An 11,770-nucleotide genomic window follows, 5' to 3' on the forward strand; every position below is an offset into this window, starting at 1 on the left:
CTTTCGACATGTGCTCAGGCCGGCTGGTCGATCGGTCCGATCAGCCAATTGCCCGGAGCATTCTCGTCGGCGCTGAGATAGAACTCGGAGATGGCTGTCCTGAATTCGGCATGGCTGATTTCGCCGCTTCCGTCACGGTCGAGCTTCTTGAAAGCGTCTCCAGAATGCTCAGGGGGAATTCCGAGAGCGCTGTACATGCGCACGTACTCATCCAGGCTCAGCACTCCGTCGCCGTTGGTGTCGAGGGCCCGCATCAGTGCGTCGGCGATCGCCAGGACCGCCCCCTCGAAATGTTCGGGAGAGGTGACGTTGGCCTCCATGACGTCGATGAACTCCTGGCGCGAGATCTGCCCGTCACCGTCCCTGTCGCCGTGCGCCAGCAGCAGCTGCCACCACCGCTCGAAGGCCTCCCGCATGGCCGTGGCATTCGCGTGGTCGTCCTCCGCGGCCAGTCCGGCGAAAAGCCCGGCCATCTCCTGGAAGTCATCGAGCGTGAGCCGGCCGTCCCCACCCTGGTCAAACCAGTCGAAAAGGGTATTGAACTTCTGACTCTTCACTGCGCTGGTCATTCTTACGCCCCTTCTCTCCGTTGGCGGTGCCGAGCGCACCACCACGATCACGGAGGATATTAATAACGAGAGATTTGAAGAGCCATCGCTATCGAGGCTTTCCATCCCTTAGAAGGAAATCCCGATAGGTAAACTTCGGACAGAGAAGCGATGGTCCAGGCGGAATGATGAAATGCGGTCGATGAAGTTTGCACGCCTGGTGCCAGAGGTTCGGGCGGTAAGTAATTTCCGACATTACGGGTGCGGATCGATGCCCGCTGTGCAGGTTCCCATCGCTCGCCGGTTGAGCTTCCGTATCACAGGGTGTGCTGTTTGCCCGGGCAGATCGGCGCCGGTGGGACGGGGAAGCGGTCTGCGCGGGCTGCCGGAGGGGCGACGCCAAAGGGCAATGTGTCGACAGCACCCCTCCGCGCCCGGCGAAGTGGCCGTCCGTGACGATCAGTGAACTGTGGACCCGTGCGACTGCCGACCGCTACGACGCCGAGGAGACCAAGAAGTCCTCGGCCGCCGTTCTCGGACCGACTCTCGCCTTCCTGGCCGAGTTTGCTGGAGACGGCCGGGCACTGGAGTTCGCCATCGGAACGGGACGGGTGGACGTCCCGCTCCGGGAACGCGGCGTGCCGGTGGTGGGCATCGACCTGTCCGAGCACATGGCAGCGGTCCTGCGGCGCACGTTCGACGAGGACACGCTCCCGGTACCCCGGAGCGACACGTCGGATCGGGGTGGGAATGCCAACTTGTCGCCAACCGCTTCGGGCACTTCACACTCTCTTGTGAGCCCGCTCGACGTAGGCGTGCCACCACCTCCCAGCGGTGAGCCGCGGTGTGCCGGGTTGGGCCTCATGTTGGGCACGTAGGCGGCGGTGAGTGCGTCAGGCAGTCCGGTCTCGATGGCGTCGCCCTGCTCGCCGAGGGAGTCGGCGAGGCCGGCGACGGCAGGGTGCTCGACCAGGGGGACACGTACGCCGAGGCGGTCGGTATCGCCCTGGTAGAGCCCGTGCAGAATGCGGCCGGGCTCGTGCCGCTCAAGGTGGCGCCATACGGTCGCCGCTTGCCGCCCGTCCTCCGGCCAGCCTAGCGACTGACGGGCCGCCAGTTGCAACGTTGGTTGACGTGGCGCACGCGAACTCGGTGGACAAGAAGGCGCGTTGGGCCTGCTGTCAGTGCCTGCCGCTACCGTGACCGGCATGACCAACCCTACGAACCCCACCACCGGCCCCGGCGGCGATCCGACCCGGCACCCCGACCTGCTCAGGTGGCTCGGCGAGCGGCAGGCCGACCACGACGCAGGGGCCCCCGGTCTGGAAGCAGCAGCTCCGGTCGCCTACACCGACGCGTTCCTTAACCGGCTGGAAACCCTCATCAAACGCGCCTACGACGAAGGCGACGGCGAGTTCACCAAGCTCACCGCCCACCGCCAAGATCCCCTCGTGCAGGCCGCCCTCTGGTATTTGGGCGAGACCATCCGCCGCCGCAAGGGCTGGGTGTGGAAGTACCTGCCCGACCCCAACTTCGGACTCCAGCCCTTCTACGCCGCCGAGCCGTCCTCCGCCCTTGATCACCCATGCGTAGGGCCCGCAGACGCTCCCGCTGAATCCGAACACCACTGGTACCCGCTCAACATGCTCCGCCGCACCCTCATCTGTGTAGATGACGTCGACAACGAGATTGACGAGTCCCTGGTCGGAATGGTCGAAGGCTGGTACGAGGAAGACGAAGAAGACGACGAGGAATGACGCTGCCGGTTTTCAACAGCGCGACCGTGCTGGTGGTGCTCCCAACCAGTATGCGGACGTCCCTCCGCCTTGCGATGCACCGCATCTGACGCCGCGCGCTGACCCACCAGGGATTACGGGACAACCCTCTGGCAGCGCACCGTCCCAGCACCGGCGGAGCAATACACAGGTAGTCCGGCTGTAGCCCTGAAGGAGATCGGGGTCCGGTCCCGATGGCGTGGCACCGGGACCGCACGCCGGATCCACGACGCGCTCCTGACCACCCGCGACGAACCGTATGTGACGCTGATGGTCAACCCTGCGGCTGGTGAGGGGAAAGTCCACGAGCTGTACCGATCGTGGGGGTATGAGGACATCGGGCAGAGCCAGCCCTCAGTGGCCTCCCCGGTCCTCAAGGTGATGATCCGCGCCACCCGCTGATCAGCGGGTCAGCCGAGCCCGGCGCAGAGGACCGCGGGTTCGGGACGACGTCACTCGCGCGGCTTCGCCTGGATCGCTTGCGTCGGGGCGTGTAGCCATAGGTGCTGGCCGTGCGGAGTGACCTTCAGGCCGAAGGCTTGGTTGTCAGGGCTGCCGAGGGCGGCGTACTCCGCCTCGATCTCTTCGGCCTCCGTCCACAGGTCTCGCGGGCCGTACACCGTCACCGTCCCACCGCTGGCGACGGCCGCTGAGCCGTCCTCGGCCTGGAGCCACACGGTCCGGACGTCCTGGTGGAAACCGTGTGTCATCCGTACGCCCGGTAGGCGGGCGCTGCCGTACAGGGCGAAGCCCAACGGGTAGAGCCTCTCGGGCTCAAGGTCGGTCTCCCGGCGCCGTGCAGTGGTGGTGTCCGGCGGAGCCAGCTTCTCCAGCCGGTGGGAGCGCATCGGCATGTACGAAGCACCGTGGAAGAACCGGCCGACGAGCTCCCCGTTGTCCTCGCGGACCAAGCGGACCGTGGCGCCGCCGTAGAAGACGTTGGTCATCGGGGCCACCAGGACGCCGCCGGGCACGAGCTGGCCAGCCAGGCACTGAGGTACCTCGCGCAGGGCGCACGTGGACAGGATCCGGTCGTACGGTGCGTGGTCGGCGAGACCCATCGAGCCGTCCGTGACCCGCAGGGTGGGGCGCAGCCCCTCGCCTTCGAGATTGGCCTGCGCCTGGTCGCCGAGCACGCCGTCGATCTCGACGCTGAAGACGTTCTCCTCGCCCACACGCCGGCACAGCAGCGCGGCCACGTAGCCGGTGGCTGTGCCGATCTCCAGGACGTGGTGGCCGGGCCGGATGTCCAGGGCGCTGAGCTGTCGGGCGACCATCGAGGGCATCGAGTTGGAGGACGTGGCGATGCCGGGCCCGCCCGGCTGACCGTTGTCCAACTGCGTGACCACGGGCTCATCGCTGTAGATCAGGTCCAACCGCTCGCGGCCGGTCACCAGCTCGCAGCCGCGCCGCAGTTGACGCCAGGCCGGATCCGGGATGAAGTGATGCCGCGGGGTGCGCTCCCAGGCGTCACGCCATTGGGGGGAGAGCAGGCCGCTCTCTGCCAGTTCCCTGACGAGCGCGGCCTGTCCCGGGTGGGCTGGCGAAGACTGTGTGGTCACGGAGCCACTTCCTGGGGGCGGCTGCCGTCGGGGCTCGGCTCCTCGTCCGGCACCGGCCACGGCTGGTCATCCGGCGGACCGCCGTGCCTACCGCCGTCAATCTGGATTACGGCCATGCGGGGAGTTAACACACGTCCTCCTCTGCGGATCAGAAATGTCGTGCTGGCGACGGTAGGACAGCTGGCGGGGGCCGGGAAGGGCGCACGGGGGCAGGCCCCCCGAAAGCGCGGATACCCCCTGATGCTCCCTCGGTCATCGCCCAGGGAGATGCCCTCATCTCGGTGGTTCGCCGTCCGGTTCATGCGGCCGAGGTGAAAGGCCGGGCCGCTGGTTCGCAGGATGCCGCCCGGCTATCGCCAGGGCTCGAGCTACGGCCCGCGCACCGTACCGGGCTGTCGCGCCGTCGTGGCCAATCTCGCCGATGAGCGCCAGCACCTCAACGAGCTCGACACCATCGGGCATCGGCCGGGCGGGACTGCCCGAGCCGGCACCGCACAGCAGGCTCTTCATCTGCTGGTGGTATAGCCAGCGCACCGTGCTGACCAGCGAAAATGGTGGGACGAGCGATATCTTGAAACGAACTGGTCCGGGAAGGGTACGGATCCCGATGTGTGCGATGCAGATGGGGGAGCGGCCCGGGGGTGCGATTCTCAGCCGCCTGAAAGGGCGACCGTCACCCGCAACCATGCCAGTCTGCTCGGACACCGCGCAGGCGGTAGCCGGAGCGGCAGCGATGAGCACGGTGGCACCACCATCCGGAGACGACGCAGCACGTTGCCAGGGGAGGAGCGGCCGGTGCCACTATGTGTTGCTCCACCCGGCTGTGCTGGAGTACGAGTCGAGCAGGTCCACCACGAAGACGAGGGTCGAGCCTGCTGGGATCAACGGTGAGGGTGACTGCTTGCCGTAGCCGAGACGCGGGGGAACGATGATCTCACGCCGGCCGCCGACCTTCATGCCTCTCATCCCCCGGTCCATGCCCTTGATGACCTTGCCACCGCCCAGGGCGAACTTGAACGGCTCGCCCCGGTCCCAGGAGGCGTCGAACTCCTTCCCGGACTCGTACGTCACTCCGACGTAGTGAACCCTGACCACCATGCCCGGCTTCACCTCGGCCCCGTCCCCGACGACCAGGTCCTGGATGGTCAGTTCGGTGGGGGCGTCACCCTCCGGAACGTCGACCTTGGGCTTCGTCGGTTGACTCACTGCAGCCTCATCATTCTCCGTTGGCAGCCCTCGCACGGGCCAACCGGACACGTGGACACTCCACGCTATCGAGAATGCCGATTCCCGGGGAACATCGAACCCAGCGGTGCACGGCGCCAGCCGGCATTCCGCGGGAAGGCCCGGTCCGGTGTGGTGGCCGCGCACGCTGGCGGTCTCGTCGAGGAGACCGATCTGTCTCCCCCGTCGGCGCCCAGCGGCAGAACCGTCTTATAGGGTCACGGGTGCCTTGCGACGAGCGGGCGACGGGTTCCGCGGTCGCTCCGTGCAGGGTCACACTGAGCAGATGGAGTCGACAGACGCCGCCGAGGCGTTCCTTCCCGCGCGCCGACAGCGGACTACTGCCAAGCCGCCCGGCGCCGCTGCCCATCCACTTTCGTACTGAGGCGGAGGGGAGCAGACATCTCAGGCGTTGCGCCTGGGCGCTGTCAGTTCGACGGACGCCTCGACAGCACGGCAACGGCCGGACGGCGCGTCCTCCCGGTACTGGACGATCAGGCGACCGTCGTGTTCGAAGGACGTGTTGTTGACTACTGGCGATCACGGCGATGTCACCTGTGGTGTTCCGACGCTTTCTTCGCCTTGGGGACATGGCCCAGCGTCGGCCGTAGGACCGGTGTCTGGCGGGCCAAGAAGTCCCACAGCTGGTCGGCGACTGGCCCGTGCGGTCGGTCGCGCCGGCGAGCTGCCGAGAGTTCCTCGACCACGCCTGGAAAGTGCCGTCCGGCGATGGAAAGCAGGCTTCCGTCACGCAACTCGGTCTCGATCATGAACCGCGGCACGTGTCCCCACGCCATGCCGTGCAAGATCAGCTCCTTCTTCATGAGGTGATCCGGAACGGAGCTCCGGGGCGCGCCTTCGACCAGGAAATGGCCTTGTTCCGACGGATGCCGCGCCGAATCCCGGACCATGCATTGGGTGAAGGCCTGCATCCGCTGCGGTGTGATGTCGGTGTCCGGAGGGAAGGGCAGGAAACCGGGCGCCACGACGGGCACCAGCGCGACGCGCCCGAGATCGATCCACTCCATCCGCACGTCGCTTTTGGGGACGCGGTGCACGATGAGATCGGCTTCGTCCTCCAGCAGCCGCTCCCAGGGTCCGGTGACCGCCTCGAACTGCAGGTGCAGTCGTGTCTGCGGGCACTGCGCGAAGAAGCGGCTGAGCATCTCCAACACCGGTGGGAGTGGACACAGGTCCCCTAGCACCACTCGCAGTTCGGCCTCTTCGCCCATCGCCAACTGCGCGGCGTAGGTCTGCAGTTCCTCGGCCTCATGCAGCAGGATGCGCACCTTGCGGTGGAAGGCGTGCCCCGCCTCGGTGAGCTGAACCCGATAGCCCGAGCGATCCAGCAGGTCCAGGCCCAGCTGGCGCTCCAGCTTGGCGACTGCTGAGAACACAGAAGGGTGCGAGCGGTGCAGCCGCTCGGCGGCGGCCTGGAAGCCGCCGTCGAGCACAACGGCGTTGAAGCACTGCAACTCGTGGAGCGTGAAGTTTGACATTGTCCAGCAAACCTACAGGGCTCTTTCGATCTTTGTAATAGAACTCTGCAGGTGGCATTCATAGGCTGAGTGCATACTTGCTGGATCACTGGAGCTGACATGACTTCTCAGACCCGTACTGCCATCACGACCGGCGATGGCGTCCGCATCGTCTACCGCTTCGACGGTGACGAGAACAAGCCGGTGCTGCTGCTCTCGAACTCCATCGGCACCGACCTCCACATGTGGGATGGCCAGGTGTCGGCTCTGACCGAGCACTTCCGGCTGCTGCGCTACGACGCGCGCGGCCACGGCGCCTCCGATGTCCCGAGCGGCCCGTATTCCCTGGACCGGCTGGGGCGCGACGTGGTGGAACTGCTGGATGCCCTAGGCCTGCAGCGGGTGCACGTGCTGGGCCTGTCGCTGGGCGGAATCGTCGCGCAGTGGTTGGGGATCCACGTTCCGGAGCGCGTTGATCGCCTGGTGCTCTCCAACACCGCCGCCAACCTCGGCCCGGCGAATCAGTGGGACCGACCGATCGCCGAACTGCTGGAAGCCCCCGACATGCAGGTCACCGCGGAGAGGTTCCTGCACAACTGGTTCCCGGCCCGCATGCTGCAGGGCGACGACGAGGTTGTCGAGGGCTTTCGCCGCACCCTGCTTGCCACGCAGCGCGAGGGCGTGGCTGGGAGCTGGGCTGCGGTGCGCGACTACGACCTGCGCCGCACGGCTGCGCTCATCCACAACCCGACACTGGTCATCGCGGGCGAGCACGACAGCGTCACGACCGCCGATCACGGGAAGGAGCTCGCCGCGACCGTCCCCGGCGCGCGGTTCATCGTCCTGCCCACGGTGCACATGGCGAACGTCGAAGGGCAGGCGGAGTTCGTGGACGCTGTGGTGGCCTTCCTCACGGAACAGTCTTGACAGCTACTGCGTTGTGTCGCGGCGGCTCCTTCCCGCTGTCCCGACCAACAGGCTCTGACAAGCCCCTGTCGTCCGATCCGGACCTCGCCGTTGATCGAACAGGGACCTGAATCCAATGAGTTGGCGCCCGTACGCGCATGAAGAGAGCGCCTCCTGGTAGCTCGCGGTTGTCGAAGCCAAAGCGAGCAGGAGGGGCGAGGCCCTGCGTCCTAGCTCCCCATGGCCAGTTTCGCCGTGTGCTCCGGGGCGGCATCTATCTTCGGGCGGTGATCGCCTTGCTAATGGGGAGAGGGAGGGCCGTCGGCGTTGGGGGGCTGGGTGGTGCGTGCCATTCGCTTGGGCCGTCGGCCGGCGATGACCGAGGCGGCGAGGCAGAGGGCGCCTGCGCCGTAGGCCCATGAGGCGGAGCGGGCGACGGCGACAGCGAAGAAGACCACGCCCAGCCCGGCGAGGGCGGCTTTGAGCAGCGGGGTGCGGGCGGTGGGCTGCCGGTTACCGGGTGCCATAGCGGTTCTCCTGATGTTCTGTGGCAGTCCGGTGCGACACGCACGGCTCGCCATCTGGGGGAGCGGACGGCGAGCCGAGCGAGAGGGTTCCAGCCTTCTGCGCCGCGGTGCCGACCGCTCCCCAGCTGCCGATCCTCTGGCCGTTGTTGGCGACCAGAGCGGCCTGGGTGGCGGTGTTCCACCTCATGAGCACCTTGGACTCGTCCCTGCGCGCATCGCGCTGAGGAATCCCACACCCTCCCGGGATGAGGGGCCCTGGTGATGCGCAGCGCGTGCTGGTGCGCTCGGCACGCTGCCGAGTTCACGCTGACCATGCGCCCGCCAGTGCGGCCTTCCACGTCTGCTCCGGCCTGCACAGCCCGCAGATCCCTCTCCCACGTGCCGTCAGCTAACCACCGGAGGTGCCGGTCGTGCACCGTCTTCCTCGCGCGACGAGGCCGGGCGCGGGCCGACAGCGCTGTTCCGGAGGGGCCTCAGCCCAGCGCCCTCTTGAGGAGCACGCTGATGCGCTCTTGCGCGACAGCGGCCTGCCTTCGGTGTACCCATCGCCCATGCAGCACCGGCACCGCCGCCCCCTCAGTCCGCGCCACCCGGAACCGAATTCACCGCGCGTTCCGGTCCGTGGTTCCCGGTCAGCCGGCAACCGTCGCACGGAAGAGCACGCCTGATCCGCGGACCTCCACCTCCGCACCCGCATTCCCATCCCCCCTCGTTCGCCGGGATGAAGGGCGACTCCCCTGGACCCAGAGCAAGTTGTGCACCCGTCGACAAGACCTCCAGCACGACCCGGCCCGCCGTGCACAACAGAATCTGCGGCGCGGCACCGCCGGTAATTCGTGCCTGGCCGACTACGACGTAGCGCGACAGTCGGAACTCGTCGACCGGTGTCCGGTATACCGCCTCCCCGTCGGCCGGCTCCGGACGCAGCACCTCCGGCGTATGTGCCTCGAAGCGGACGACGCTCAGGAGTTCCGGCACATCGACATGCTTGGAGGTCAGCCCGCAGCGCAGCACATTGTCAGAGTTCGCCATGATCTCGACGCCCAGGCCGGTGAGATAGGCGTGAGACGCGCTTGCATCCAGGCGACAAGAAGCGGTACGAGTCCGAGGCGGAGCGCTACGACGCGGGGGAGGGCGACGAGTCGGCAGATCCAACGTCACGGTGGCCGTTCGCCTGGCTGGGGTCGTCGCGCTCGTGACGCCGGAGGCTGGCGGGGAAGCGACTACGCCGAAGTCCTGACCGAAGAGGGCGCGATAGTACGCGACTTCCAGTTCGCGCTTCATCCAGATGTTGCCGGTGGGGGTCTCCTTCGTTGCATTGTCGGACCATCCGGTTGGTTTCCGCTGCGCTCTTCGAGATGCGCGACGAATGGATCGCCTTACCGCGCCGCCACCTCCCCGAAGGGGATATGGGTGATATCTGCCGTAAACTCTCTTTTAGTTCCTCTGTGCTACCCAACGCGCCGGAATGCAACCGCCAGTTGATCCCCAACAGCATGACGCGGGACACTGCCTTGTGGATGTGTGTTCCGGGCCGAGTGGCACTCGCTTCGGTATCCTCCTGAGCAGGTCATCGGAGGCCATTTACCCAAAGATTAATGGGCAGTTGACCTCAGGGTTTCGTGGTAGCGTCCTTGTTCGGAGGGACAATGCAACCTGAAAGGGAAAACGTGAACACGGAGAAGATCGCCGCTCGCCGCCTCTCGCTGGAAGAGGTGACGAAGCTCGGCGTGAAAGACAGGCTCTTTATTTCCGCCGACACGGCAGAACTCAAGCTTCCCGACTGCTATGTCCCTGCTTTTCTGACCAAGTCCGGTGAGGATTTCGAGGGCGGCTCGATCACGGCGAGAACCGTATTCCAGGAAGAGGTCTCCTGCCTTCCCGACGACGAGAATGAAGCCGGAATCTACTTGGCCGACGAGAACGGCTCGGTGACCATCGAGGTCCTCCAGTCCGCCGGAGTCGTGCTGGACCTGGCACTTTTCGTCCCTAGTGGGGACAAGGGGGCCCTCACGGCCCTTTACGCTGCGGCCCGGCAGGCCTTCGGCGCCGATGTCGTGCAGATCTGGCGCCAGGGCCTCAAGGAGGTTCCCGACGTGAAGGTCGACATCTTCGAGGAGCAGATTCCCCGGGGGCGCAAGGGGAGCGACAGCCCCAAGCGTGACCGTCGCGCGGTCGACACCTACCCCACCCGTGCGGACTTCATCGAGTTCTCCGCGGGGTGGAAGCCGGTTGTCGAGATTCACAAGCCGATTGTTGACGACACCCCGACCATCTGAGGCGGCGTTACCTCTCGTTCTCGGCCTAAGAGAACGCCGAGAACGCATGTGCCGGACCCGGTCGACCCATGAGCGGCCCAGGGAGCCGTCGGAAAATAGCTCACGAACGCCGAACCCGCCCTGTTCAGGGCGGTCGGCCCCACCCGTGACCGCGTACCCCAGAACTGCCTTGGTGGGCATGGTGAGACGGATGCGCGGTTGCTGTCATTGGTGGACAACGTGGTCGAGGTCGATGGAGAGCGTCTGCCGCTGCTGACACGTCAGCCCGAGAACGGGCGACTGATGTTCACGAGTTGGGGAGTCGGATGAGGGGATCGCAGTAACGCGTCCTCGCCGTTCGACCGGGTCCTGGAGCTGCTTCGCACGGAGCCCGACAGCAAACGCGGATACCTCCCGGTCTTCTCCGCCGCCGAGCTGAACGTCAGCGACAACCCCGGCATGGCGTGCCTGGCCGGACTGCACCTGCCCGCACGTGGCGGACGCCTGCACATGGTGTGCAATATGCGGGCCAACGGCCTGGACTGCGGCCTCCTGTCCGATGTCTTCAGCTTCACCATGATCCAGGAGTACGCCGCCGTCCAACTCGGCCTGGAGCTGGGCACCTACACCCATCACATCGGCTCGGCGCACGTGAACGACCGGAACACCGAGCGTGTCCAGAAGGTGCTGAACGAGGTGGACGCGCGGAGCCACCCGCAGCACTTCCCGTTCTGGGCGATGCCGACGGATACCAATCCCGACACCATCACGCGAGTCCTCGAGCACGAGGAGCTGCTCCGCACGAACAAGGTCCGCTACAGCGCAGCCGACATCGCGTACCTCGACGTAGACGCGTACTGGCAGCAGGTCCTGCTGCTGTTCGAGGCGTACCGGCAGGTCGTGCACGACCAGGCCGACGCCGTGAGCCGCGATGTGCTGGCCGCGCTGCGAGTCACGATCGCCAACCGCCGCGACGTCACCGTGCAGCCCTGGCAGGCCCACGTGCACTACTGGGACCTGCTCGTTGACGCCGACTGGTTCCCTGACCGCGATATCCCTGCCTGCCTGGACGCCGCGTACGCAGGCAAGACGGTCGCGGTTGCCCTCGCCTACGGGGAGCCCGGCATCCACGCTCGCCTGCACCACCTCATCGGGCACTTCGACCCGACCCGGGCCGCCGCCGGGACCATTCGAGGCGACCTCGGCAACGACAGCCCCGAACGTGCCCTCGCCGAGAAGCGCCTCGTACGGAATCTGGTGCACACCTCGGACGACCCGGATGCGGCCCGCAGGGACTTCGGCACCTGGTTCGGAGCCAGCCGCCGTGAACTCTTGGCGCCGCCCGTCCCGCCCCAGGCCGTCCCAACCGACGCCTTACTCCCTTCCTGGAGGACTCCATGACCGATCCTCTTGCCTCACCACGGCGCGCTCTGCCGATCCTGCCCCCGACAAGTTCGGATCCCTGAAGCCGGCGCTCGCCGACGTGATCGAG

Annotated in this window: 10 protein-coding genes and 4 pseudogenes; 6 read left to right on the top strand and 8 right to left on the bottom strand. The window is 66.6% G+C overall.

Annotated elements, in window-relative coordinates; genetic code table 11:
• Positions 1-14: 14 nt before the first annotated feature.
• The gene (locus ACIRPT_RS26035) at positions 15-569 is read right to left on the bottom strand and encodes an EF-hand domain-containing protein (protein ID WP_403831101.1); all 555 of its coding nucleotides are present in this window, start codon (positions 567-569) and stop codon (positions 15-17) included.
• A 431-nt stretch (positions 570-1,000) separates the two neighbouring features.
• Here ACIRPT_RS26035 and ACIRPT_RS26040 point away from each other — a divergent pair.
• From ACIRPT_RS26040 to ACIRPT_RS26050, 3 genes and pseudogenes are all read left to right on the top strand, one after another.
• Positions 1,001-1,279 (top strand): annotated as a pseudogene (locus ACIRPT_RS26040) (SAM-dependent methyltransferase); the annotation flags it as partial.
• A 477-nt stretch (positions 1,280-1,756) separates the two neighbouring features.
• Entirely contained in the window at positions 1,757-2,305 is a 549-nt protein-coding gene (locus ACIRPT_RS26045) for a hypothetical protein (RefSeq protein WP_403831104.1), read from the top strand.
• Positions 2,306-2,428: 123 nt separating this feature from the next.
• Positions 2,429-2,725 (top strand): annotated as a pseudogene (locus tag ACIRPT_RS26050) (GNAT family N-acetyltransferase); the annotation flags it as partial.
• 50 nt (positions 2,726-2,775) lie between these two features.
• On the opposite strand, the gene ACIRPT_RS26055 reads toward ACIRPT_RS26050, so the two are convergent.
• The 3 genes from ACIRPT_RS26055 to ACIRPT_RS26065 all read right to left on the bottom strand — a co-directional run bounded on the left by ACIRPT_RS26055 (position 2,776) and on the right by ACIRPT_RS26065 (position 6,608).
• Entirely contained in the window at positions 2,776-3,885 is a 1,110-nt protein-coding gene (locus tag ACIRPT_RS26055; RefSeq protein WP_403831107.1) for a methyltransferase, read from the bottom strand.
• An 801-nt stretch (positions 3,886-4,686) separates the two neighbouring features.
• A complete protein-coding gene (locus ACIRPT_RS26060; protein WP_403831109.1) occupies positions 4,687-5,091 on the bottom strand; it encodes an FKBP-type peptidyl-prolyl cis-trans isomerase in 405 nt (134 codons plus the stop codon).
• Between the two features lie 569 nt (positions 5,092-5,660).
• Entirely contained in the window at positions 5,661-6,608 is a 948-nt protein-coding gene (locus tag ACIRPT_RS26065; protein ID WP_403831112.1) for a LysR family transcriptional regulator, read from the bottom strand.
• 99 nt (positions 6,609-6,707) lie between these two features.
• Here ACIRPT_RS26065 and pcaD point away from each other — a divergent pair, with 99 nt between their 5' ends.
• Positions 6,708-7,514 (top strand): 3-oxoadipate enol-lactonase, encoded by an 807-nt coding sequence (gene pcaD, locus ACIRPT_RS26070; RefSeq protein ID WP_403831114.1) that lies wholly within the window; start codon positions 6,708-6,710, stop codon positions 7,512-7,514.
• Between the two features lie 278 nt (positions 7,515-7,792).
• On the opposite strand, the gene ACIRPT_RS26075 is transcribed toward pcaD, so the two are convergent.
• The 4 genes and pseudogenes from ACIRPT_RS26075 to ACIRPT_RS26090 form a co-directional block, all read right to left on the bottom strand.
• Positions 7,793-8,020: a hypothetical protein gene (locus ACIRPT_RS26075; RefSeq protein WP_403831117.1), complete on the bottom strand. Its 228-nt coding sequence runs from the start codon at positions 8,018-8,020 to the stop codon at positions 7,793-7,795.
• On the bottom strand, positions 8,007-8,207 hold the full coding sequence (locus ACIRPT_RS26080; protein WP_403831120.1) for a hypothetical protein: 201 nt from the start codon (positions 8,205-8,207) through the stop codon (positions 8,007-8,009). Before ACIRPT_RS26080 ends, ACIRPT_RS26075 begins: the two co-directional genes overlap by 14 nt.
• Positions 8,122-8,481: pseudogene (locus ACIRPT_RS26085) on the bottom strand (hypothetical protein); the annotation flags it as partial. The gene ACIRPT_RS26080 and the pseudogene ACIRPT_RS26085, both read right to left, overlap by 86 nt.
• A gap of 171 nt (positions 8,482-8,652) precedes the next feature.
• Positions 8,653-9,103: pseudogene (locus ACIRPT_RS26090) on the bottom strand (mannose-6-phosphate isomerase, class I); the annotation flags it as partial.
• Between the two features lie 587 nt (positions 9,104-9,690).
• Between ACIRPT_RS26090 and ACIRPT_RS26095 the strand changes: the two are divergent.
• Positions 9,691-10,299 carry a hypothetical protein gene (locus ACIRPT_RS26095; RefSeq protein ID WP_403831122.1) on the top strand — a complete coding sequence of 203 codons (609 nt, stop codon included), beginning with the start codon at positions 9,691-9,693 and terminating at the stop codon, positions 10,297-10,299.
• Between the two features lie 348 nt (positions 10,300-10,647).
• On the top strand, positions 10,648-11,679 hold the full coding sequence (locus ACIRPT_RS26100; RefSeq protein ID WP_403831647.1) for a thymidylate synthase: 1,032 nt from the start codon (positions 10,648-10,650) through the stop codon (positions 11,677-11,679).
• Positions 11,680-11,770 lie beyond the last annotated feature (91 nt).

Origin of the sequence: Streptomyces sp. NPDC101227 (assembly GCF_044767545.1) — a bacterium.
Lineage (GTDB): Bacteria > Actinomycetota > Actinomycetes > Streptomycetales > Streptomycetaceae > Streptomyces.